This is a genomic window from Vibrio sp. YT-18 (assembly GCF_033337345.1).
Lineage (GTDB): Bacteria > Pseudomonadota > Gammaproteobacteria > Enterobacterales > Vibrionaceae > Vibrio > Vibrio alginolyticus.
Window position 1 is genome coordinate 220,503 of record NZ_JAWOQO010000001.1, and the last position, 24,212, is coordinate 244,714.

Here is a 24,212-nt window from a genome sequence, read left to right on the forward strand (position 1 = left end):
CAGTTTTAGGGCTTATTGTGAATATCACTGGTCTTTTAGTGAAATTCACTAGTTATTTAGAGAGATTGCAGTTTGCGATCTCTTTTATCATTCAATCAATAAAATTCAAATGGATTGGTTATGGGCGTAACAGTTGGTGCGAATGGACTTTCGATAGTTCATAAAGGCTCAGGTGGTGAAGCGAATGCAACGCTCCCAGATGTTTGTTTAACTAAGGTCGGCAAGCCAGTCGTCCCTATCCCTTATGGCAACAATGCTAAATCAGCAGACCTTGCTGGTGGGACTACGACAGTCTCTATGGATGGCGGTAACAGTGTCGCTATCAAGGGCAGTACGTTCTCAAAAAGTACCGGCGATGCGGGCGGTGACAGAAAAGGCGTTGCCTCAGGCACGATAGAAGCCGAAGCAAAATTCATTTCAGCCTCACCAACGGTTAAATTTGAAGGTAAGGGCGTATGTCGCCTGTCCGATCAAATGACCATGAACAAAGCCAACACTATGTGTTTGGGTGGGGCACAAAACCCATCGGTTTCTGTTACGGAAGATCAGGAAGGGACGTACACGGTTGATTTGTACCTCTCTTACTCAGACGGCGAACCCGTTCAAGGCGCAACTTACACTCTCACAGATCAATCTGGCGCCGTATTTGAAGGAACATTAGACAACAACGGTAAAGCATCGGTTGGTGGTGTTGCTCCGGGTGAGTTTGCCATAGAGTATGGTGAGGACAGTCGCGATTTTATGCCAAATGTTCCAACCAAGACTAACCCGAACTTTGATCCAAGTGCAAACGCGCAGCTAATTATTGAAGAAGCTAAGCGTGGAGAAGTCGGTTTCTGGGAGAATGCGTGGAAGAGAATGTCTGGTGCTGCAAGCTGGGTTTGGGGCGTTATTCTTGGTGACTTTAACGATGATGCCTCCGTAGAACAGATCATTGCCAATACGGCCCTGACCATGATCCCTGTTGTCGATCAAGCAGCAGATGTCCGCGATTTATCAGCGAACATTATGACGTTGTTGAATGAGGAAGAACGTGAAAAGTCGGAAAACTGGCTAGCTCTTTCATTAACGCTTATCGGTTGTGTCCCGACATTTGGTAGTGCAGTCAAAGGCACTTGTAAAGTTGCGTTAAAAGGCGGTAAAGGAACATCAAAAGATACTTTGCTTGCTGTTTTAAGAGGCATGGGTAAAGGCGATCCAGAAAAATTCCTACGCACGTTAGATTGGATGGATTATGCAAAACAGACCAGCCAGATTGTTAGCGATGTTCTAAAACCTTGCATTGAAGTGGCAACTGAGTTGGCTTCATACGCAAACAGAATGGGTGCAGATGAGCTCGGTACGTATTTCTTGAAATTAGCGGATGAGGTAAAAATCATCGATAAGATGGTACCGGATAAGCTTAAAGAAGCGATGGGCGAGTTTGATGACCTTTTTGCTCGAATTTTAGGTAAGAGTGAGAAAACTTACCCAGCAAAAGTAAAACATAATACTGGCGAGTCTGCACAGTCAGGAAAGAGTTCTGCGAAGGCAAATGAGGACAAAGATAAAAAAGACTTTGTCTGTCCCGTTTGTAAGAAAAAACCAGAAAAATGTGATGCTTATTAGGGGTCAATACCATCATGGCTAAAAACTCAACTGCAAAAACACATAGTCTTATAAAAGGTTCAGGGCCTGCTTTAGCAAAAGCAATTAAATCTAAGCACTATAAGTCGGGCTTCAATGAACATTTATGGGCGGATGGACGTTTGAAGGGGGATGACGGACAGTTCGGACTTCAGGCTCACCACATCATAACAACTAAAAACTTAGATACTCCAGAGTGGAAAAAATACAGAGAAGCATATGAGTATGATATAAACACCTGGAAAAATGGGGTAATGTTCCCTTCCAAAACGGATATCGCTTGTCAAGTCAATACACACGTCCATAAGTCTGGCCATGGTGGAGGTTTGGACTTCAAGACCGAGCAAGAACAGTTTTGGGAAACAAGTTCAGATCTTGAAAGTGGTGAACTTACATCAATTCCGGTAACAAAGGTTCCTGACCCCGTAGCATCTAAGTTGCGGCTGGATGATATAAAGTATATAAAGTCAGTTAATCGAGATATTAAAGGTGTAAAAGAAAGTGCAAGAAGAGGCTATTATTGCAAATCAGGGAATAAAAGGCACTTTCAGTCTGATTTAGACGACGTCTCTGAAGACGTTTTAGTGTGTTTAGATAGCTTTTTATATACAATTTCGACTTTTGGTCATGATTACTCTCCGGCAAGTGACATAGGTTGTGCAGGCGAGAGTAATATAGAAAGCAAGAATAAATCAAGAAGCGCATGCCCAAGTAGATCTTCCAAGCTACCGGAAGAAAAACACAATATAAAGAATGTAAAAGGTAAGACTATGAAACCTAGAAAACTTGAGGTTGGAAAATGAGTGAATATTTTTTTGCAAGAGAGTGTGTCAATTCCCCAATTTATTGTTTTCCAGATGAATACATTGATTCCGTGCCCTTAACGAGTTTTACTTACCCTAAAGCACCTGTTCCCTTGATAGTCGAATTTCTTCCACAAGATGATTATGAAATCCCAGATATACTTGAAATGCCAAATTTCTCGATTAAGAAAAATGAATTTTCGAAATTAGATTTTAATAACATTTTTGGGGTTAATTGGGTCGATATTAAACTTCATGATAAAGGCGAACATGATTTTCTTATGCTACAAGTTGTCAACGAGATTAAGTTGATTGATAGATCTGAAAGTAAGATCAAGAGGTACCGAAAGGATTCTAATGGTGATGAGATGATTAGTGGTATTCTTAATCTTATATTAGATGAAAAACTAATTCAGACTATACCAGTAGATAGAAGACAGATAGTGATAGATCCTGGTTGGTTGAAGTGTGTTTTTTTCCATAAAAGTTTAGTTGAAAAAATAAAAAATTCTAAGCTAGTCGGTGTGGAATTTATACCGGCAGACGGCTATTCAGACTTTAGATAGATGAAATTAAATTTAAATGACTTTTATGTAAATAACAATCCTAAAGTAATATGTATATTAAGTTTATTAAAGAAAATTTAAGCAATATTCTACCAGAAAAAAGACCAGGTATGGTTTTTTCTAACCCTGACTTGTTTATTATTTTTGACAATACTATCCGATTCGTAATTTGGGAAGAAATTTTAGAAAAGTTAAATGAATTTTGGTTAGAAGGAAAAGATACTTGGGATAGTCATTTTGATTTTGGTAGTAATCCCGACGATTATGATAGACAGTTTGATGATTATAAAACAATTGAACTTTTACAATTCCCAACCCTGACAGATTTAGAAGTAGAAGAAAAATATGCTTTTGTTTTTAACGAGAATAGTGAATTATATATTAGTGAGAACTTCGTTAAAGACTTGAAGTCAGCTGGATGTGTCGATGTATGGTATGATACCACAGCTCCATATGGCCGTTATTAGACTGCCAGCATTGAAAAGCGTCTCATGGCGCTTTTTCTTTAATACTACGATTGAAGCACCGCTGATGCCTGTTGAATTAAAGAACAAGAATAAAATAAGAACGTCAGAAGTTGTAAATGAGCGATTATTACTTTGCTAGAGAAATTGTTGAAACACCACTTTATGATTTTCCGGATGAATTTTCTTATTCGGTTCCATCCAACGTATTAACATATCCTAATCAGCCAATTCCGCTTGTAAAAAGGTTTGCTCCTACAGAAGATTATTGATGTGTTTTTAATTCCTTCACTAGTAATATCGCCTTATGAGTGTAAGAGAGCAAAGCAAGATAATTACCAAACAATAAAGAGGTATAAGATGGAGTTTTCGGTAATCTCTGAGGACTATATGAGAAGTTCAACGGTATTCCAATGTGTGGATGATCGTGAATTTCTATATAGTACAAATAATTTTCACCCAACGAGTTCGGAGAGTCCAATAAGATGGGAGGATAAAAATGTAACTTCCTCCATGGTTCACCCCATTTCGGACAATGGTGACATATGTGTTACTAAAGAATTTGCAGATCTTGTAATGAGCTTTGATCCTTATGGTGTAGAGTTTTATCCAGCATCACCGATCGATATATACTAGCTCTGAATAACATTCAAGACGTTGTCGACTTTGAACGAAGTGTTGTAGAAGTATCACCAAACAATGGGGACCTGATCGTCCACCGATTGTTTCTAAGCCCAGAGAAAATTTTAAAGATCCCCTTCCATAAACGGGTGGTTTATAGGGCTAAAGGAGCTGATACTGCAGTATTTTTCGCTCCAGAAATCTATGATTTGATTAGTAATGATTCAAGATTTTCTCTAGTTAGGAAAATGAAGAAGAATACATCTATGCGTGCACCTAAATTTTAGGGGAAAATAATGAAAGAAGACTATATTATTTTAACAAAGCAAAACTTAACTAACTTCCCATTCCAGCAAACCCCTAAACCAATAGTGCCAGTAGAGCCTGATCTGCTTTTGGAAATGACTTTTTCTCCGAAGCTATTTATCATCAGTGATATTGCGTCAAAAGTAGAGAAACTGGTCGTACACGGAGTAGAGTGGTTAGACGCTCGCGTGGATTGTTCTCCAAGCCAGCCATCTGATGATGAAATTAAAGTTTACGAAGATTATCGTATGCCTTATATCCATCAAACTTATAAATTGACGGACAAAGAAAAACAATACGGTAAGTTGAACTGGTTAGACATTGAATCAACAGAGTTTGATTTTTCTAAATTAGAAAATATCCCCTTAGAAGAACGATTAATATTTAAACTAGAAGAAGATTTTGGTTTAGTTTTCATTCACCAAAGTGTGATTGACCTTCTTAAAAAAGACGTCAAAGACGTTTGGATAAGAGATGTATAATAAGCGCCGAAAGGCGCTTTTTTCATATCAGCGAGATTAAAAAAAGAGTTGAGAAAAAATATTACTGTAAAAAAGAGTTTACTGAGGACTTAGATGATGCTGCGGAAGATATAGTGGATAAACTAAACAGCTTTCATTGGACTCTGTCCAGGTTTGGTAAAGACTATGCTCCGGCTCAAAAATTGGATGCGGAGGTGGTAACGTTGAATGCGACAAAAAAAGTAGAGAAGCGTGTCCTCATAGGCTTAATGTTACTGGAACTAGGCACACTATTCGGAATAAACTAGGCAGGATCATGAGTGATTATTTCTTCGTAAAAGAAAATCAAATTACACCAATTTATGCAGTTCCTGAGGAATATGAAGAAGCAGCATACAGTACAAGATTTACCTTTCCATGTAAACCCGTACCTGTTTTAGCAAAATACAAACCAGACGAACAGTATAGAATACCAGATGTTATTATAGAGCCTGAATTTGCTATATCTAAGGATATATATAATAGCTTGAAAGTTGAACAGTTATATGGTTCTAACTGGATACATATCAAATTAATTGATAGAGGTGAACATGATTTCATGATGTTACAGTTAGCAAATGAACTAGATGTCATCTGTCATGAACAGAGCGACTTTAAAAGGTTCAAACGAGGAAATATATCAGGAATGAAAAAAGTCGTTATTGATCCTCAGAAAATTTCACCGATTCCGCTTCAAAAAAGGCTATTTTTTAGAGATTCAGCTTGGGGGTTTCACACATTCTTTCATAAAAGTATAGTAAAAGAAATTGAATCAAAAACTCCAAATGGCGTTGAATTTGTACCAATAGAGCACTTTAATGAAGCGTGGGCTGGTTGACATGTATATCAAGTTTAATAAAGAAAATATTAGTAAATTATTACCTGAAAAAAGACCAGGTATGATTTTTTCTAACCCTGATTTGTTTATTATTTTTGAAAATAATATTCGATTTGTAATTTGGGAAGAGATTTTAGAAAAGTTGAATCAATTTTGGCTAGAAGGGAAAGATGCTTGGGATAGTGATTTCGATTTTGGTAGCCATCCTGATGATTATGATAGACAGTTTGATGATTATAAAACAATTGAACTTTTACAATTTCCAACCCTATCTGATTTAGACATAGAAGAAAAGTATGCTTTTGTTTTTAACGAGAACAATGAATTATATATTAATGATAATTTCGTTAAAGACTTGAAGTCAGCTGGATGTGTCGACGTTTGGTATGATACAACAGCTCCGTTTGGGCGTTATTAGAATAATTGCTTTTCCTTAACTGTAGAAGTGATGCAGGTGAGCCAAAAACGAACGTAAAACAAAGAATTAAGAGTATGTTCTGTGATTCCATCGCAAAAATTACAACTAACTTTTCCAATCTTTTGACGATAAAGTTGGCAGTGAACACGCTTATCAAAGATAAGTTATTGCTTTTATTATTTAAAAATAAAGTATATTCTCATCCTTTTTTTAGATGGTAAGTGTTGAATAATTATACAGTGGTTAGGTAAATGAATAAAATAACTAAACTCACTTTGGCTTTGTCCGTATTGACATCTGTTGTTGGGTGTCAACTGGTCTCAAATACGCCGATGCAATCGACAGCAACGAAGGAAATAATTGAAAAAGCAAAGGCAGAGTTTGATGGACAACGTTTTTATAAGTTGAATGAATATGATGAAGAAATCAACGTTTCAGATGACGGGGTCATTACCTTCAAGTCTTACTTACCACGCAGCGGCGGTTATGAATGGGTACCAATTGTTATACGCGATACTAGTTTTCGTGTTTCTTGCGATTATTTCAGTGAATATGTTGAAGCTGGAATGGTTGTTCAGGTTCAGTTTGTAGGTAAACGCGGGCGCATTGAAAATTACGACAAGCAACGTTGTGAAGAGTTTGGCGAGCCAACATGGCAATAAGATCTATGGATAATTAAAGCGCCGACAGGCGCTTTTTATTTACGTTTGAGTTAACCGTTAGAAAAGATGTAGACCAATCTTCGGAAGATTAGGCAAGCAATGCGTAGTATCTGGTCACAAGTTGGTATGAACTTGCCTTTTAGAAAACGCTAATAAAATCGCTAAACAGCTACATGCTAATAGAACGACACCTAAGTTTTGTGCTGTTCCAGCCATCGCTAGTCCCGTCCCGATCATGATGTAGTACATGAGCCCAAATAAAGCGCCTGCGCTACCTACCTGTTGTTTATAATCAACGAGTGCGTCACTGAGTATATTGGGTATCGCAATCCCATAAGACATGACGACTAACACCATTGGAGCAACAAACCAGATTGATTGGCTCAGAATCAACACACCGACTGATCCCAAACTAAGCAATACTGCTGAGAGCCAAAGTAGTTGGCTTTTTCGAACATTTTTAGACACTAGGGATTTGTTTAAATAACTCCCAAGCAGAGTGCCTAACCCCAGTACCATGCCACTGTATCCAAATTGTTCGGAGTTATACCCAAGTGCTGAGAAAGTAAATGCGCCAAGCTGGTAATAAGAAAATAGAGCAATGTTATACAAAGCAACCAATAATCCTGAGCGCCAAATTCGCGCGTCTCTTACCATTTCCCAGCTAAGTTGATGCAACCGCACTGGTGTCTGTTCCTTCTGTGTTTCAGGAAGCTTAATAACGTTATAAGCGAGTAATACTAACGCGATTAAAAACAAGGCAAAAAACACATAACGGTATCCACCGAACGCTGTAAGCTGCCCACCTAATAGCATGCCAACTACCGGGCTGATTGATATGCCCATCCCCATTAAGCTGAAGACTTTACTCAGTTCTTGGCCGTCAAACGCGTCACGAAGCATGGTCTGTGTGACAACGGATCCTACCGCGATACCAAATGCGCTTAGGGCTCGCGCGGTCATGACAACAGCAAAGCTTTCGGTTTGAGTTGCGAGTAAAGATGCGCAACCATAGATAAAGAGCCCAATAAGCATGGTGGGCCTTCTTCCCAGTTTATCTGCGAGAACTCCCCAAACTACAACGCCAATGGCAAAAGCTAGGAAGTAAATCGACAATGTTTGGGCTGCTTGTGCGTGGTTTACATCAAATGAAAGAGCGATTGAGCTCAGCGCTGGGCTATAAATAGTTTCTACAATTTGCGGAAACATCAACATAACCAGCATGAGCCATAAAGAGGGCTTAGTATTCATATTGTTACCCATCGTTAATGAAGTTGGCGGGCAGTATAAATGAGGCTATGATTGATCTAATAACAACATAAAAACCAAATACATCAACATTCGGACAAAATGGCGCTTATTAACGAAAAAACACAATTTGATGCAGACAAGATTACTAATTATGTAGTGGGAATTGCTGCTGATATTGGCAAGCACGACTCAGGTATGCATATGCACAAGAAAGGGCAGTTATTGTACGCACCTCAAGGTTGTATGAGTTTTGCTCTGGAAGACTCGATTTGTATTTTGCCACCGACAAAGGCGGTTTGGATCCCACCTAATACGCCGCATCGCGCACTAATGACGAATGTGGTGGCGTATCGATCTTTGTATTTTGATTGTGAGGAGTTTGCCTGTCCGAGTAAGATCACGATGATAGAAGTGAATAATTTGCTCCAAGCTCTTATTGATAAAATGTCATTTTGGGAGTGGGATAAGCCTAGCAGCGAGATGGTAAATACGACGGCGCTTTTTTGGGAGGAGTTTTATGCTGCGAAACGTTATTCGTTTCAGTTGCCTTTGCCATCGCATCGGCGCTTAACAACGTTTCGTCGAGAGTTGGTTGAACCTTCATTTCTGGCTCCTTCGCTTACTACTCTTGCAAGCAAAGTTGGGGCAAGCACCAAGACGGTAACACGATTATTTAAGTCGGAAACGGGAATGAATTATCAAGATTGGCGGCAACAGTGGAGGCTTTTAAAGGCAGTTGAATTGTTATCAACGGGCATGCCAGTCAGCGCAGCTGCCGATTGGCTGGAGTTTTCGTCAGACAGTGCTTTTATTGCATTTTTCAAAAAGCAAACTGGACAAACACCTCTGACGTTTATGAAAACCAAACCTTAAGCGTCAAAATGCTCACACTCTTTCTAGAACAATCCCCAGGTTCACAGGCTCAGCCTATAAAGCATACATAGACAGGTACCAACGTGCAGGTTACTTGTCTTTACTCTGCAGTTTGCGAAAGTATTGCGTAGTAAAATCAACAAAGGCTCGGATGCGTTTTGGTTGATGTCGGTCGTGATGATAAAGGAGTGAAAATTCCACACTCGGAATGCTCCAATTGGTAAACACTTCTTTTAGCTTGCCTGTCTGGAGTTCTTGTTGACAATAAAGTGCTGGCACACGGATGATGCCATTTCCCGCCAAGGCTGCTTTTATCATTACTCTGCCACTCTTACATCGTAACTGTCCACGTATCTGGTGTTCCGTTGACTGCTTTGTATTCGTGTTCTCAAATGCCCACCGTGTCACACTACCTGTCAAACAAACGTGTTTTTCTAAGTCCTTTGGATGCGAAGGATAGCCATATGTTTCTAAATAGTTTGGGCTTGCGTATGTCCCCATTTCCACATCGATCAGTTTGCGAGCGATAAAGTTGGAGTCGTCTAACTTTCCCATTCGAAAAGCGATATCGAATTCATCTGCGATTAAATCGACACGATGGCTACTAAAATCTAAGTTAATGCTCACTTGTGGGTGTTGGATTAGAAATTGAGCAACGATATCTGCGACAACGTCTTCTCCTAAATAGCCCCCCACACAGTTGATACGAATGTCACCTCTTAAGTCTTCTACATCATCAACCACTGCCATAACAGCTTGATCAATATTGTGAAGGGCAGTTTCACACTGTTTATACAGAACCTTGCCTGCTTCGGTGAGGTTCAGTGTTCGAGTGGTCCTTTGTAGCAAAGTGACACCAATCTGTTGCTCCAGATTTGTTATTTGACGTGAAACGTGTGAGCGAGAAACGCCAAGTTGCTCTGCTGCTTTCGTGAAGTTTCCTAGTTGAGCGATTAGGACGAAAGAGCGAATATCTGCAAGGTTGATGTGTGTTTGCATGATGACTTCTTCATAATTCAAAAAAGTATTGTTGCAGTATAACAACAGTGTTTCAACTAGGTCGGTATATATCAACAAACAAAGTTTTCTTAAACTTACCGCCACTGATGTAAACCGTTCGATTAAGGATTCAAAATGAAAAAGTTAATTGTTATTACAGGCGCTAGTTCAGGCATTGGTGAAGCGATTGCACGTCACTTCAGTGACCAGGGCCATGCTCTTCTTTTGTTAGCAAGACGTGTAGAACGTTTGGAAGCATTAAACTTACCAAATACGCTTTGTGAAAAGGTAGATGTGACCGACAAAGCTTCTTTCGAGGCTGCAATAGAGAAAGCTGAAGCGTTGTATGGTCCGGTAGATGCACTTGTAAATAACGCAGGCGTTATGCTTCTCGGTCAGATAGATACTCAGGAAGCATCGGAGTGGAAGCGCATGTTTGATGTGAACGTAATTGGCTTGCTCAATGGCATGCAGTCCGTCCTAGCACCTATGAAAGCACGTAACAGTGGTACGATCATTAACATCAGCTCTATTGCGGGCAAGAAAACATTCCCTGATCATGCTGCTTATTGCGGTACCAAATTTGCGGTTCATGCTATTTCTGAAAACGTACGTGAAGAAGTTGCGTCATCGAATGTTCGCGTTACGACGATTGCACCTGGTGCAGTGGAAACGGAATTACTTTCACATACAACGTCTCAAGATATTAAAGATGGTTATGACGCCTGGAAGGTGGATATGGGCGGCGTGTTGGCAGCAGACGACATTGCACGAGCAGTGCTGTTTGCTTATCAGCAACCGCAAGGTGTATGTGTTCGTGAAATTGCTTTGGCACCGACAAAACAACAACCTTAACATTGAGTTACGGCGATTTTAGGTCACTAAAGCCGTAAAACTTTGCATATCGATTCGTGATTGAGATGGCATCTTTAAACTAAGTTGCGTGAAAATTTAGGTCATCCATTTAAATCCGGACACTAAGTGTGTTATTGCTTATACCCAAGTTACTCAAGGTGAGAAAAAACTTTGAGTAATTTGGGTTTTTATTTGGTCTCAATTTTAGGTAGCGGAATTTATTTAGGTCGAAGGCGATAGTTGTGAAGAAAGGAGAGTGTGACGTAAAACAAAATGAAGCAATATCCGTCTCTTAATGAGAATTGATTTCATCAACGTCACAAGCCGTTACAATTATCCGTTAGGTATTATACTTTGTGGATGGTTAATATTTAACCAAACAAGGAGGTGTGTATGAAACGATTCGCAAACATACTTTTTGCAACACAAGGATTGCCAGGCCATAGTGACGCCCTCGAACAAGCGATGAGGATTGCATCTAGCAACAAAGTGCCTGTCTCAGGGCTAATAGCGTGTCCTGATTTCCCAACAGACATGATCCAGTATCAGCAAAGTTATGAGCAATCGCTGCAAGACTCCCTCAAACAAAGTATTCACGAATACAGACAGAAGCTGGGACTCTCTGAAGAGGATCTCGCATTTCCTCTTACTGTGAAAAGCAGTGAAAAGCCCGCTGTCTGTATTATTAAAGAAGCATTAGCTGATAACAAAGATCTCATCATCAAAGAAGCTGAACCGCTCGGTGAAGGTGCTGAGGGTTTCAAAGCTATTGATATGACTCTGTTACGAAAATGCCCTTGTCCGCTTTGGTTGCACCGACCAATTGATAAGCCAAGAGATAAGCGCCGTGTTGCTGTGGCTATCGACCCATTAACGGCAAGCGATGAACAGCACTCATTAGCCGTGCGTTTACTCGAATTATCGCGTTCGATAGCCGACACCTGCGATAGTCGTTTACACGTGATTTCTTGCTGGGAGTATTACTTAGAAAACTACCTTAATGGTAACGCTTGGATTCAAGTCGATGATGCTGAGTTGAAACATGAACTCGACAAAGCAAAAGCCGATCATAAACAAGCTCTGCAACAGCTGTTGGAGGAGTCTGGGATTACAGGTGAAATTGTGATTCACCACCTGCATGGAAAACCCGACGAAAAGATTCCAGATTACGTAGAGAGTATTGAGGTAGACGTGCTGGTAATGGGAACCTTAGCGAGAACTGGTATATCTGGCTATGTCATTGGTAATACGGCTGAAAATATTTTGCAATCGATTAACTGTAGTTTGGTCGCTCTTAAGCCCGATGGTTTTGTCTCACCGATTCAGTAATTGGGGTGTAACAAAGTTGGGTTTAAGTGATGTTTTAGGTAAAGGAGGGAGATGGATCTCTAGAACATGGAATTATCAATGTATCAATAAGTTATCAGAGGAGAGTGACATGAAAAACCTATGCCCGAAATGCCACACAGAAATGATAGAACGTTCGAATGTTTATGTTTGTCCGAGAAATGATATCGGTGACTGCACCTACGATGCATTCGAGTTAGCTGATGACGATAATCCATATACATTCAGCCAAGAACACGTAAGTAGTGACCTACGTTCTTATGCCGTAGCAGACAGCAAATAGCGGTTTGTATCGGCGTTCCTCTAAGTAGCACTCAGTGATTACTGTTTGCTACTTTTCCCTTGGTTTCATGATCGTTTTTGAAGCGCTTGGGCTAAAACAATACAGTGGAGTTTGTCATTTGCGCCGGATAGGGCGTATCTTCTTATAATAACGAATGGGCTGCGATGTTGAATAACATAACGGGTAAAGAAAACCTACCGAAAAACCTAGATAATCAGTTGGTCTTACTGATTTTCCCTGCGCTGCCAGTTTTAATCTTCTCTTTTCTCTTCTATATCTATACTCCTGCAGGCGTGAGCTGGAATGCGGAATGGATACCAAGCCTCGATATCAACCTTAGCTTTAGATTAGATGGTCTTTCATTTCTTTTTGCGGGACTGATCAGTGGGATTGGCGCACTGATTCAAATCTACGCTTTGGCTTATTTACGAGAAAGTGATAGCCGGTTTTCCTTTCATTTGTATCTAACCCTATTCATGCTTGCCATGCTAGGGATTGTGATGAGCGATAACATTCTGTTGTTATTTGTTTTCTGGGAACTCACCACCATCACTTCTTACTTACTGATCGGGTTTAATCACGAAAATAAAACGTCTCGGAAAAACGCCTTGCAGTCGCTGATTGTTACCGGTGCTGGTGGACTAGCGTTGCTAGCTGGTCTTATCTTGCTGGGAGCAATGGCTGGGAGTTATGAGCTAAATACCATTATCGAGCAGGCAGACACTATTGCGCAGCATGAATGGTTTATCCCATCTCTAGTGCTCATACTACTCGGTGCATTTACTAAATCTGCGCAATTCCCGTTTCATTTTTGGCTACCTAACGCGATGGCAGCTCCCACTCCGGTCAGTGCGTATTTACACTCGGCAACAATGGTAAAGGCAGGCATTTACCTATTAGCACGTTTATCGCCAGTTTATGCCCACAGCGAGATCTGGTTTTATGCTTTAGTCATCACTGGGAGTATCACGGCCATTTGGTGCACATTTGTCGCATTAAAACAAACTGACTTGAAGCTGATGCTAGCCTACAGCACGAATGTTGCTTTGGGTAAATTAACATTATTACTAGGTATGGGCACAGATTTGGCCGTTAGTGCGGTATTGATGTTTATTCTCGCTCACTCTTTCTATAAAGCTGCGCTGTTTATGGTGGTGGGTAATATCGACAAAGCGACAGGAACACGAGATATTGATCAATTGTACGGTCTGAAGTCAGTTCTCGTCATCAGCATGGTTGCGGGGAGTTTGGCTGCATTGTCTAAAGCGGGGTTCCCGCCGTTGTTAGGCTTTTTGAGCAAAGAATACATGTACAAATCCGCAGTAGAGCTCAATAACTGGATCGCCTTTGTACTTTTAATCGTGAATATACTGATGGTCGCGCTAACCATTATGCTTATTGCGAGACCATTCTTTGCTCGCCGTGATCTCGTGCCGATTGAAACTAAGCCAGTTGAGACAAAAAAAGCCATGTGGATCTCGCCTTTGCTCTTGGCAGTTGGCAGCCTCCTAGTTCCGTTATTCGGTTTGAATTGGTTAGATCGCAATATTATTTTTCCGGGCTCTGCTGACATTCTGCCCACAGCAACTCTTAAAGAGACATCACTATGGCATGGCGTGAATGTACCGTTAGTGTTAAGCGTTATTACGCTAGCGTTGGGGTATGTGGTGTACCGTGTTTATCCTACTGTGTCTGCATTTTTTCAGCGGTTACATCTATTCGTCCCCAAAGCGGAGAATATTTTTGAACGACTATTAGATGGCATGATGACAGTGGCGAAGTGGCAAACGGCGCGGTTACAGCAAAAGAAATTGAGTCGCTATGTCCTATTATTTTTCACGGTACTTGCCGTTGCGTTACTGAGTCAGGTAGCGCTTATTCCTCTGCCTTTGGTTGGCGAACTTTCAAGTGTCACTTTCTATGAGATTGGTATTGCCTTATTGTTGATTGGTGCTGCGCTCGTATGTACGTTGTCCCACGCAAGACTTCTTGCGATTTCTGCGCTTGGTATGATTGGCTTCATGACCACGCTTGTTTTTATGATTTATAGCGCCCCGGACGTTGCGAAGACTTTACTGTTAGTGGAAACATTAATGGTGGTCTTTCTTGCATTGTTAATGCGTCATATGCCACGTCTAACCACCGTGCCCAAGCATTCAATAAGACGTAAAGTAGCGAATATTTGCATAGCAGGTGTGATAGGAGTTTCGGTTACTTTACTTTTGTTAGGAATCACGTCTCAGCCGATGGACTCTTCGGTGTCAGATTTCTTTGCAGAAAACAGTGTCCCGGGTGGACATGGGCGAAACATTGTTAACGTTATTCTGGTCGACTTTCGCGCATTTGATACATTGGGAGAAGTTGTCGTCGTTGTTATTGCTGGGATTGCGGCAGTGAGCTTGCTTAAGACAAGAGCGAAAAAGCAAAATCGTATCCAATCATTAATTTTTGCAACCACGGCACACATCGTTTCGGCACTCATGCTCGTATTTTCAGTGTATCTGTTGTTACGTGGTCATAACGAACCGGGTGGTGGCTTTATTGGTGCGTTGATTGCCGTTATTGGTTTATCACTTCTCATGTTCGCGGAATCACCGAAATACGTTCGTTCTAGGTTGTATTTCAAACCGTTTCTCATTGCGTTATCTGGCATCGCATTGAGCTTAGTTTCTGGTGCTTTGAGCTTTGCGTTTGATAAACCGTTTTTGACCGGACTGTGGTGGAAAGACGTGATACCACTAGGGACGCCATTGGTTTTTGATGTTGGTGTTTACCTTGCCGTTATAGGTGGCGTGATGGGTATGCTGCTTCGTATTAATGAGGAGCTAGAGTGATGGAAATAGTCTGGAGTGTTGTCATTGGAGTATTTGTCGCAGCAGGTGTTTATTTAATGCTTGAAAAGCATATCTTGCGCCTTTTGTTCGGCATCATGTTACTCAGTAGTGCGGTTAACCTTGCTATTTTTACCGCTGGAAGGCTGACGCCTGGAGAGCCGCCATTGATTGGCGATAATGCTCTTTTACCACCAGATAGCGCGGCAAATCCTTTACCTCAAGCGCTTATCTTAACTGCGATAGTCATCGGTTTTGGACTACTTATTTTTTCTTTAATGCTGTTCTATCGAGCTTATAAAGACACTGGAACTGCAAACGTCGATGAAATGCAACGTTCTGAGGAGGGTCAATGAGTTCGATTTTGCTTACGTTACCGGTAGTTCTCTCGCTGAGTACGGCGTTGATTATCTTCTTCGTCCGTCGCTCAACAAAAAGTGTTGAGTGGTTGAGCGGTGTAAGTGCGACTTCGAACCTTTTCGTTGCGGGCTTTCTCACAGAAAACATCATAAATAATGGTATTCAAGCCGTTGCTTTTGGTCAGTGGAGTGCGCCATTTGGTATCGTGTTTGTCGCAGATTACCTCAGCGTTGCTATGGTGATGATCACGGCGGTGATTGGTGCGATATGTGTTTTCTACGCGATGGCGGACCTTCACCGAAAGCCCTCCTATAGCAATTACCATGCGTTAATGCACATGTTGCTTGCTGGCGTTTATGGCGCTTTCCTGACTGGAGATATTTTTAATCTGTATGTTTGGTTTGAGGTCATGCTCATTTCATCATTTGGTTTAATGGTGTTAGATGCAACGAAAACTCAAGTTGATGGTGCAGTAAAGTACGTGATGTTGAACCTGATTTCGACGCTGGTATTTTTGCTTGCTATCGGCTTGTTGTATGGCGCAACGGGCACCTTGAACTTGGCCGATCTCTACACCAAAGTAGGGGAAAATGAATTGAGCATCAACATGATGCTGTCCGCGCTATTTTTGTTTGCCTTTTCTATTAAAGCGGCACTCTTTCCTTTATTTGCTTGGTTGCCAGCTTCTTATCACACGTTACCAAGCGGTGTGGTGGCACTGTTTGCCGCGTTGCTTACTAAAGTCGGTGTATACGCGTTGATAAGAGTCTTTACCTTGGTATTTCCGCTCGCCGAGAGTGGTTGGCAACCGACGTTAATTTGGGTCGCAGGGCTAACCATGTTAACGGGCGTTTTAGGAGCGGCTAGCCAATTCGACATTAAGAAAATTCTTTCTTTTCATATTATTAGCCAAATAGGCTATATGATCATGGGGTTGGCTATTTACACTCCCTTAGCTTTAGCCGGTGCCATTTTCTACATTGTTCATCACATCATTGTAAAAGCGAATTTGTTCTTAATAGGTGGATTCATCGAGCGCAAATATGGCTCTAGTCAACTTGAACATTTGGGTGGGGTATACAAAGCTATGCCTTGGTTAGCGTTCTTGTTTCTTGTCCCTGCGTTTTCTCTGGCCGGTTTTCCACCGCTATCGGGTTTCTGGGGAAAGCTATTGGTCATCAAGTCGAGCATACAGGCTGAATATTACTGGTTAGCAGGTACCGCGTTATTGGTGGGGTTGCTTACCGTCTACTCGATGACGAAAATTTGGAGTGAGGCATTTTGGAAAAAGCCATTTAGAGAGAAGCCAGAACAGACTCTGCAGGCCAAAGTACATTGGTTGTACTGCGTTCCAATTATTGTATTGACAACGTTGACGCTAATCATTGGCTTAGTGGCGGAGCCTTTTTATCAATTTTCCGTTCAAGCTGCAGAACAACTGTTAAATCCGACTGAATACATCAGAGTGGTGTTAGGAGGAAATACATGATCTATCTATTCCTCAATTTTTTCTTAGCGTTAGCGTGGATGATGCTTAATGGCAGCTATTCGAGTCTGAATTTTGTCGTCGGATTTACGGTCGGTTTTTTTGCTTTAAGGTTGAGTCAACCATTTGGATTGAAAACGAGCTATTTTCAACGTTTTGCATCTGCATTGAAGTTATTGGTGTACTTCGCTTATGAAATGGTTATATCGGTTGCGAAAGTGGTGTGGGACGTCGTGACACCTACTCATTTGAGTCAGCCTGATATCGTTTATGTCCCTCTGGAGGTCGATTCTGATCTAGAAATCACATTACTGGCGAACATGGTTTCTTTAACACCGGGCACGCTTAGTTTGGATGTTACGGCTGATAAAAAGTATCTTATCGTTCATGCCATGTTTGCACCTGAACATGAAGAGGTTATTCGCGGAATTAAAGATGGGTTAGAGCATCGAATTTTGGAGGTGACGCGTGGATAGTTGGCTGCAAATAACGGTCACTTTTGCCTATTCTGGGCTACTACTCAGCTTTGTTATGGCTTTTGCTCGTTTAATTCTAGGACCAACGCTAGCTGATCGAGTTGTGGCGTTAGATCTGATTTCATTTATCACTATCGGATTTATTACGGTTTACACCTTAGACAGCGGTGAGGACGCTCTGTTAGACATCGCCATTACATTAGGTTTGGTCGCATTTCTCGGCACGATCGCATTTGCACGTTTGATCGTTAAAAGAAAGGAGAAAGAATAATGGACGTGTTGATTGGACTATTTTTATGCTTAGGAACATTGTTGACCTTGGTTGCAAGTCTAGGTGTCCTGAGGCTTCCTGATTTGTATACCCGAATGCATGCAGCGACCAAAGCTGGAACTGTCGGAGTGAGCTGCTTGTTATTAGCGGTCGCTTTCTCACTCCCTGAAGTTACCGTGATCTCTCGGGTTATCGGTACGATGTTGTTTATCGTTCTCACTGCGCCAGTCGCCTCCCACCTGCTCGGCAGAGCAATGCGAGAGGTCGGATATAAGATTTGGCGCAATGATTAACCATTAGCGTCGAATAGTACTACGTCCTAGTTGAAATAAACTCGAAGCTGTATTGATGAAGTCGGAAGTAATTGACGGTATATTCAAATGCACGACCATCTTCTAGGTAACCAGTGGACTCAACTTTTAGAATAGGGGAAGCTTCTGATTCATTCAGGTATGAGGCCGTCTCTGCATCTAACAAATACGGTTTGACAGACTGACTGCTTTTCGCAATTTTCAATCCTTTGCTATTTTCAATGTACTCATATTTAGAACCATTCATTATGGCTATGCTCAAGTCTGGAAATAACACTGCTGGCATATGAGTGACTTCGTAAATTTCAGGCTCATCATTAATACATCTGAGTCTATGTATTTCATATGTATCATCATTGGGCGAGAGATTTAACTGCTTAGCAACCTGCTCATTCGGCTTTTTAAGTTCGAACTTTATGACTTGAGAGCTAGGCGTTTTCCCCTGTTTACTGACTTCCTCGATAAAACCCAGCAAATGTAAGGCATCATGTTGGGCTTTTAGATCGTTTACATAAGTTCCACTACCTCTTGTCCGACTAATTAAATTATTGTCGACCAGAATTTGTAAGCTTTTTCTGATGGTTACGCGGCTTACGGAAAACTCTTCTTGCAAATCACTCTCTTTTGGAAGCATCGATTTAGGTTGTAGTTCCCCATCTTTGATCTTTTTTTCTAATCGTTCCGCAATGTCTATGTATTTGGGTTTCATAATACCTCGCTAAGTCTTGGATCATGATAGCAAGAATGTGATCTGAGATGTAGTTAATACTTTTCCTTAGGATCTTTGTGTGATTTTTATCTCGTATCTTTGTGCTTACACTTTAAATGTATCATAAAAGTATTAATACTTATTTTATACATTTGCAGGGTAAACATTTGAGGTAGCGGAATGAAACGTCAAAAATTAACGATTGTTGGTGCTGGCAGTACATACACACTTGGTATGATGAACAGCCTTATTGCTGAAAAAGATAACTTTCCACTCGCAAAAGTCGTGTTTTACGACATAGATGAGAAACGCCAAGAGTCGAATGCATTAGCTACTGAAATTCTATTGCGAGAACACTATCCAGAAGTTGAAGAGTTTGTTTATACAACGGATAAATCTGTCGCATTCTCAGATTCGGACTTTTTCTTTATCCAGATCCGCACTGGTGGGTTGGCCATGCGCGAGCGCGATGAACAAATCCCGCTATCCAACTCTTGTGTTGGGCAAGAGACATGTGGCGCGGGAGGAATGGCATATGGACTTCGCTCTATCGGCGACATGATCCAGCTGGTGAACGAGATCCGACAAACGTGTCCAGATGCGTGGATTCTTAATTACACCAACCCGGCGGCAATTGTCGCTGAAGCTTTAAATCGTGAATTTCCGCATGATAAGCGAATTCTAAATATCTGTGATATGCCAGCAGCGATTATGGTCAGCTATGCGCAATTGTTAGGATGTGAAATTTGGGACTTCGTTCCTGAATATTTTGGGCTTAATCACTATGGCTGGTTTACCAAAATTCGTAACAAACAGGGTGAAGACTTAACGGACAAAATTAAAAATATCATCCTAAAAGAAGGGATCAGTGCGGTTGATGCGGAAATAGCGGATGACCCATCGTGGCAAGCCACATTCAAAAACATGAGAACAATGCTTGCTGATAATCCAGAGTTTTTGCCGAATACGTATCTTCAGTACTATTTGTACCCTGAAAAAATGGTGGCGAAAGAGGATATCAACAACACCCGCGCAAGGCAGGTAATTAACGGCCGTGAGAAACGAGTGTTCGAATTGAACGCAAGAATAATTGAAGCGGGCACCACGAAGCACGAAACACTGCATGCCGATATCCATGGTCGATACATGGTGAGAGTCGCGGCTTCGCTAGCCTACAACTTGAGCGATGTGTATCTCGTCATCGTACCGAATAATGGTGCTATTACAAATTTACAAAATGACGCCATGGTAGAAGTTCCAGCTGCGCTAACTAGTGATGGACCGAAAGCTTTTACTGTAGGAAAAATCCCAACCTTCCAAAAAGCCATGATTGAAAGCCAACTTGGTTACGAGAAATTAGTCGTGGATGCTTGGTACGAAGGAAGTCAGCAAAAGCTGATTAATGCACTCACACTTAACCGTACCGTGGTTAATGTGCCAAAAGCTAAAGAAATAACAAAACAATTACTAGAAGAAAATAAAGCCTACCTTCCTCAATTTTTTCAATAACAACTGGACGTTCGGGGCCTACTTGTAGGCTCCGTGAATGAAACAAGAGGTTTATATGAAAGACATTATTCAAAGGTTCGGGGCCGCGATGTTTGTACCCGTTCTATTATTTCCAGCAGCGGGCATGTTATTGGGTTTCTCTGTTGTGCTGTTAAATCAAGAAGTGTTTCCTTGGGCACTAGAGGGGAGTGCTTGGGTTAAAGTCTCGACGATCATTTTACAGGCATCTCTCGCTGTATTTAAAAATATGGCACTTATTTTTGCCGTTGGGTTACCTATCGCTTTAGCTAAAAAAGCATCTGGTCGCGCTGTACTTGCAACACTTGTTTCCTACATTACGTATAACTACGTTATTGGTGGAATCCTTCAATTTTGGGGGCCAGAACTGGGCGTTAACTATACGGAAGGTGAGCGAGGTTTGACTGAAGTTGCTGGCATTCTAACGCTTGATACCAACTTGCTAGGTGCGATTTTAATTGCAAGTCTCTCTGTTTGGGTTCACAACCGATTCTTTGATAAAAAGCTACCGGATTGGGCGGCTGTATTTGGCGGAACGCCATTGGTTGTGATCATTAGCTTCCCAATTATGGTCGTGATGGCAATTCTAACTTGTTTGACTTGGCCAAGTATTCAGCATGGTATTAACAATCTGCAATCATTTTTGGTTTCTGCTGGATCGTTAGGGGTATGGCTATTTACGTTTTTAGAGCGAATCATGATACCAACGGGGTTGCATCATTTCGTATATGGTCCCGTTTTTTATGGGCCTGTTGCAGTCGATGGCGGAACGGTTGCCTATTGGATTCAAAATATACAGACATTCGCCCAGAGCTCGGAAAGTTTAACGACACAATTTCCTCAGGGTGGTTTGATGTTGACGGGAATGGGTAAAGTGTTTGGTTGTACGGGTATCGCACTAGCACTCTATTCAGTTGCGAAAAAAGAAAATAAAAAGATGGTGATGGGGTTAGTGCTCGGAGCCGCAATCACAGCAATTCTTACAGGGATCACCGAACCAATAGAGTTTACATTCTTATTTATCGCACCTGCGCTGTTTGCTTTGCATGCGTTGTTATCTGCGACAATGGCAACGATCGCCTTTATGTTTGGTGTTTCCGGTAACTTTCAGACTGGCTTGATAGACTTCATTTTCCAAAACTGGTTGCCTTTGGCTGGTAACCATGCAGGAACATACGTGATTCAGATTATTATTGGTCTCATGTTTACTGGTGTTTACTTTGTTACGTTTCGCGCGCTTATTTTAAAATACAACATACTTACTCCGGGACGTGAAGGTGCAGATAGTAAGTTGTATTCCAAAGCTGACTACAAAGAAGCGAAAGCGGTCCATAACAGTAGCGCAAGTCCGTCACAAGCTAGTGCCTTTATTGAAGGTCTGGGTGGAAAAGAAAACATTGAATTGTTAACTAATTGCGCGACGCGTTTGCGTGTTAAAGTTAAAGATGTCTCTCTTGTAAAGGAGAACGCATTTTTCACACAGCACGGAGCGGTGAATATTGTTAGAAATCAAGAGAGCCTTCAAATCATCGTTGGTTTAACGGTGCCACAAGTTCGCGAAGATATGAGCCAACTGATAAAAGCTTAACCCCCAAACTAATGCTCCAGCTCATATGGCTCAAAGGTGAGATATAATTATCTCACCTTTTTTGTGTACATGAAGCATATTTCGCGCAGTTTCCACGAAAGTGGGGAGGAGTTATCGAGCGAGCTAAAAATACAGTTAGGTTATACCCGTCTGTATTGTTGGAAGACTTGTTGAGTCTCTAATTGACAGTGGCGCCACTTTCTATGTTGAAAAGCGTTTTAATTTCTTCCAGCACTTCTGGGTTAGCAATAGCACCAATGTTTTTTACAGCTTGTCCGTTTACCAATTGTTTCACTGCTAGCTCAACCAATTTGCCTGAGCGCGTTTTAGGAATATCACTGATGGCAAAAATTTGTCGTGGGACATGGCGCGGTGAACATTTTGTTTTCAATGTTTGGCGAATTGAATCGGTGAGTTGTTGGGTTAACTCGACGTTGTGAGCGAGTTTTACTAGTAACCAGATTTCTTCAGACTGCTGGTTTAACTTGCCGACAGCGATGGAGTCTTCAACCTCGGGTAACGCGTTCACTTGCTGATAGATTTCAGCGGTACCGATGCGTACGCCGCCTGGATTTAAGGTTGCGTCACTACGGCCATAAAAAATGAAGCCGCCATGTTCGGTTTGCATCACATCGTCGCCATGGTGCCAGATATCGGTAAACTTGCTCCAATAAGCGTTGTGATAGCGTTCGCCGTTGTCGTGCCAGAAGCCAATAGGGAAGTTAGGTAGTGAGTTATTGCAAGTTAGTTCGCCGCGTTGCTGTGTAATGGTTTTTCCCTCGTCGTCCAAAACACGCACGTCGATTCCCAGCCCTGCGCCTTGGCATTCACCTTTGTAAACTGGTGAGATAGGGTTTCCCAGTACAAAGCATCCGCAAATATCCGTGCCGCCAGCGATAGAAGCGAGATGCAAGTCCTGCTTGATGTACTGATAGACATAACTAAATTGTTCTGGGTAAAGCACCGAACCAGTTGAGCAAAGAGTTTTGAGTGACTTCAGGTTATGTTCTAGTTTTGGAGAGCAGTTTGCCTGTTCCAGTGCTTCTAAGTATTTCGCTGAAGTACCAAACAGCGACACGCTATGTTCTTCTGCTAATTGCCATAAGACGGAGTGATCAGGGTAAACCGGACTACCGTCGTAAATCACTAAGGCTGCACCACTCGCAAGAGCGGAAACATGCCAGTTCCACATCATCCAACCACATGTTGTGTAGTAGAAAACCTTGTCTTGCGATTTGATGTCGCAATGCAGTTGATGTTCTTTGAGGTGATTGAGCAAGGTACCGCCTGCGGAATGGACAATACACTTAGGTTGACCTGTTGTACCAGAAGAATACAAAATGAATAACGGGTCATTAAACAGCGTTGGTTGATATTGAATTGATTGTGGAGAAAAGTGGTGAGTAATATCGGACCAAGAAACAAAGTCAGAAGTGCTAGCACTCTCAGCGTTTTGTAAATATTCGATTTGGCATACGCTAATAGTGGTCTCTTCGGAGGCACTGCTTAACTTACTACTAAGAGTGGTGTTCTTGTTCGTCATATCGAAAGCTTTGCCTCCGAACTGGTAGCCATCACAGCAAAAAAGAACTTTCGGTTTGACCTGACCAAAACGCTCTACGACGCTATCGATACCAAAATCAGGAGAGGTTGAAGTCCAAATGGCACCAAGACTGGTGGTGGCCAGCATGGCAATAACGGTTTCAGGAAGGTAGGGCAAATAACCCGCAACGACATCGCCTTTACCGACACCACAATTGAGTAGCCATTGTTGAATGGCAGAAACTTGTTCAAGCAACTGTTTACCGGTGAGTTGTCGGTGTTCACCGCTTTCATTGCTAAAAACAATAAACTCACGCTCTGGTGATTGTTCAGCCTGAGATAGGAGGTTCTCTGCGTAGTTCAGCGTGGCGTCAGCAAACCATACTGTGTCTCTATTTACATGATGATGATTAGAACCTGTTGGTGTCCATTTGGGACTGCCAAGGCTCTTGACTTGCGAACCCATATCTCCGATTACGTTGCAATACTGCCAAGTATGTCGCCAAAATTCATCATTGTGCTCAATGGACCACTGGTGTAGAGACGTGTAATTGTTGAGTACGGCACCTTCGGCTTTGTCTTTATTAACCTTTTCAATGAACCGTAATAAGTTGCTATTGCTGACGCGCTCAGCAGATGGTGACCAAATAGGTGCAGAATTTGGCATAGGTCCCTCTAATTTCAATTCTTTTGAATATG

General features: G+C 41.7%; 25 protein-coding genes and 1 pseudogene. 22 read left to right on the top strand and 4 right to left on the bottom strand.

The features are described from left to right. The first annotated feature begins 120 nt into the window (after positions 1–120). The 10 genes and pseudogenes from R7M72_RS00875 to R7M72_RS00915 all read left to right on the top strand — a co-directional run bounded on the left by R7M72_RS00875 (position 121) and on the right by R7M72_RS00915 (position 6,804). Complete coding sequence (locus R7M72_RS00875; protein WP_258457347.1) at positions 121–1,608, top strand: PAAR-like domain-containing protein; 1,488 nt, start codon at positions 121–123, stop codon at positions 1,606–1,608. 14 nt (positions 1,609–1,622) lie between these two features. Beyond that, positions 1,623–2,429 carry an AHH domain-containing protein gene (locus tag R7M72_RS00880; protein WP_017633750.1) on the top strand — a complete coding sequence of 269 codons (807 nt, stop codon included), beginning with the start codon at positions 1,623–1,625 and terminating at the stop codon, positions 2,427–2,429. Then, entirely contained in the window at positions 2,426–2,995 is a 570-nt protein-coding gene (locus tag R7M72_RS00885; RefSeq protein WP_053304698.1) for a hypothetical protein, read from the top strand. Before R7M72_RS00880 ends, R7M72_RS00885 begins: the two co-directional genes overlap by 4 nt. Positions 2,996–3,045: 50 nt before the next feature. Beyond that, a complete protein-coding gene (locus tag R7M72_RS00890; RefSeq protein WP_158173438.1) occupies positions 3,046–3,462 on the top strand; it encodes a hypothetical protein in 417 nt (138 codons plus the stop codon). Between the two features lie 116 nt (positions 3,463–3,578). Then, on the top strand, positions 3,579–3,731 hold the full coding sequence (locus R7M72_RS00895; protein WP_157632379.1) for a hypothetical protein: 153 nt from the start codon (positions 3,579–3,581) through the stop codon (positions 3,729–3,731). A gap of 88 nt (positions 3,732–3,819) precedes the next feature. Beyond that, a pseudogene (locus tag R7M72_RS26285) lies at positions 3,820–4,367 on the top strand (hypothetical protein). A gap of 9 nt (positions 4,368–4,376) precedes the next feature. Next, positions 4,377–4,868: a hypothetical protein gene (locus R7M72_RS00900; protein ID WP_130546333.1), complete on the top strand. Its 492-nt coding sequence runs from the start codon at positions 4,377–4,379 to the stop codon at positions 4,866–4,868. Between the two features lie 295 nt (positions 4,869–5,163). Next, positions 5,164–5,724, top strand: coding sequence for a hypothetical protein (locus R7M72_RS00905; protein WP_158173439.1), 561 nt, complete (start codon positions 5,164–5,166; stop codon positions 5,722–5,724). Further along, positions 5,705–6,142, top strand: a complete 438-nt coding sequence (locus tag R7M72_RS00910; RefSeq protein WP_228010135.1) for a hypothetical protein — start codon at positions 5,705–5,707, stop codon at positions 6,140–6,142. Before R7M72_RS00905 ends, R7M72_RS00910 begins: the two co-directional genes overlap by 20 nt. Before the next feature lie 251 nt (positions 6,143–6,393). Beyond that, positions 6,394–6,804: a hypothetical protein gene (locus R7M72_RS00915; RefSeq protein ID WP_262634413.1), complete on the top strand. Its 411-nt coding sequence runs from the start codon at positions 6,394–6,396 to the stop codon at positions 6,802–6,804. Between the two features lie 114 nt (positions 6,805–6,918). Here the strand turns inward: R7M72_RS00915 and R7M72_RS00920 are convergent, their stop codons facing one another. Continuing rightward, on the bottom strand, positions 6,919–8,055 hold the full coding sequence (locus tag R7M72_RS00920) for a multidrug effflux MFS transporter (protein ID WP_053304701.1): 1,137 nt from the start codon (positions 8,053–8,055) through the stop codon (positions 6,919–6,921). Positions 8,056–8,154: 99 nt separating this feature from the next. Between R7M72_RS00920 and R7M72_RS00925 the strand changes: the two genes are divergently transcribed. Beyond that, the gene (locus R7M72_RS00925; RefSeq protein ID WP_053304702.1) at positions 8,155–8,928 is read left to right on the top strand and encodes an AraC family transcriptional regulator; all 774 of its coding nucleotides are present in this window, start codon (positions 8,155–8,157) and stop codon (positions 8,926–8,928) included. A 90-nt stretch (positions 8,929–9,018) separates the two neighbouring features. On the opposite strand, the gene R7M72_RS00930 is transcribed toward R7M72_RS00925, so the two are convergent. Further along, on the bottom strand, positions 9,019–9,927 hold the full coding sequence (locus R7M72_RS00930) for a LysR family transcriptional regulator (RefSeq protein ID WP_005373334.1): 909 nt from the start codon (positions 9,925–9,927) through the stop codon (positions 9,019–9,021). A gap of 135 nt (positions 9,928–10,062) precedes the next feature. Here R7M72_RS00930 and R7M72_RS00935 point away from each other — a divergent pair, with 135 nt between their 5' ends. From R7M72_RS00935 to mnhG, 9 genes are all read left to right on the top strand, one after another. Then, the gene (locus R7M72_RS00935; protein WP_053307575.1) at positions 10,063–10,782 is read left to right on the top strand and encodes an SDR family oxidoreductase; all 720 of its coding nucleotides are present in this window, start codon (positions 10,063–10,065) and stop codon (positions 10,780–10,782) included. Positions 10,783–11,175: 393 nt separating this feature from the next. Beyond that, on the top strand, positions 11,176–12,111 hold the full coding sequence (locus R7M72_RS00940; protein WP_318055990.1) for a universal stress protein: 936 nt from the start codon (positions 11,176–11,178) through the stop codon (positions 12,109–12,111). Positions 12,112–12,220: 109 nt separating this feature from the next. Next, positions 12,221–12,412 carry a hypothetical protein gene (locus R7M72_RS00945; RefSeq protein WP_005373328.1) on the top strand — a complete coding sequence of 64 codons (192 nt, stop codon included), beginning with the start codon at positions 12,221–12,223 and terminating at the stop codon, positions 12,410–12,412. A 164-nt stretch (positions 12,413–12,576) separates the two neighbouring features. Continuing rightward, the gene (gene mbhE / locus R7M72_RS00950; RefSeq protein ID WP_104980549.1) at positions 12,577–15,246 is read left to right on the top strand and encodes a hydrogen gas-evolving membrane-bound hydrogenase subunit E; all 2,670 of its coding nucleotides are present in this window, start codon (positions 12,577–12,579) and stop codon (positions 15,244–15,246) included. Then, positions 15,246–15,599: a Na+/H+ antiporter subunit C gene (locus R7M72_RS00955; RefSeq protein WP_104980551.1), complete on the top strand. Its 354-nt coding sequence runs from the start codon at positions 15,246–15,248 to the stop codon at positions 15,597–15,599. The genes mbhE and R7M72_RS00955 overlap by 1 nt, the downstream gene beginning before the upstream one ends. Beyond that, positions 15,596–17,092, top strand: coding sequence for a Na+/H+ antiporter subunit D (locus R7M72_RS00960; RefSeq protein WP_258649760.1), 1,497 nt, complete (start codon positions 15,596–15,598; stop codon positions 17,090–17,092). Before R7M72_RS00955 ends, R7M72_RS00960 begins: the two co-directional genes overlap by 4 nt. Then, entirely contained in the window at positions 17,089–17,565 is a 477-nt protein-coding gene (locus R7M72_RS00965) for a Na+/H+ antiporter subunit E (protein WP_005373320.1), read from the top strand. Before R7M72_RS00960 ends, R7M72_RS00965 begins: the two co-directional genes overlap by 4 nt. Continuing rightward, the gene (locus R7M72_RS00970; RefSeq protein WP_005373317.1) at positions 17,558–17,836 is read left to right on the top strand and encodes a cation:proton antiporter; all 279 of its coding nucleotides are present in this window, start codon (positions 17,558–17,560) and stop codon (positions 17,834–17,836) included. Before R7M72_RS00965 ends, R7M72_RS00970 begins: the two co-directional genes overlap by 8 nt. Then, complete coding sequence (gene mnhG, locus R7M72_RS00975; RefSeq protein ID WP_005373314.1) at positions 17,836–18,129, top strand: monovalent cation/H(+) antiporter subunit G; 294 nt, start codon at positions 17,836–17,838, stop codon at positions 18,127–18,129. The genes R7M72_RS00970 and mnhG overlap by 1 nt, the downstream gene beginning before the upstream one ends. A 19-nt stretch (positions 18,130–18,148) precedes the next feature. Here the strand turns inward: mnhG and R7M72_RS00980 are convergent, their stop codons facing one another. Continuing rightward, positions 18,149–18,856, bottom strand: coding sequence for a GntR family transcriptional regulator (locus R7M72_RS00980; RefSeq protein WP_005373312.1), 708 nt, complete (start codon positions 18,854–18,856; stop codon positions 18,149–18,151). A gap of 180 nt (positions 18,857–19,036) precedes the next feature. Here R7M72_RS00980 and R7M72_RS00985 point away from each other — a divergent pair, with 180 nt between their 5' ends. Then, positions 19,037–20,365, top strand: coding sequence for a 6-phospho-alpha-glucosidase (locus R7M72_RS00985; RefSeq protein WP_170890155.1), 1,329 nt, complete (start codon positions 19,037–19,039; stop codon positions 20,363–20,365). 55 nt (positions 20,366–20,420) lie between these two features. After that, positions 20,421–21,971: an alpha-glucoside-specific PTS transporter subunit IIBC gene (locus R7M72_RS00990; RefSeq protein ID WP_258649756.1), complete on the top strand. Its 1,551-nt coding sequence runs from the start codon at positions 20,421–20,423 to the stop codon at positions 21,969–21,971. 178 nt (positions 21,972–22,149) lie between these two features. On the opposite strand, the gene R7M72_RS00995 is transcribed toward R7M72_RS00990, so the two are convergent. Then, the gene (locus tag R7M72_RS00995) at positions 22,150–24,180 is read right to left on the bottom strand and encodes an acetoacetate--CoA ligase (protein ID WP_258649743.1); all 2,031 of its coding nucleotides are present in this window, start codon (positions 24,178–24,180) and stop codon (positions 22,150–22,152) included. Positions 24,181–24,212: the final 32 nt, after the last annotated feature.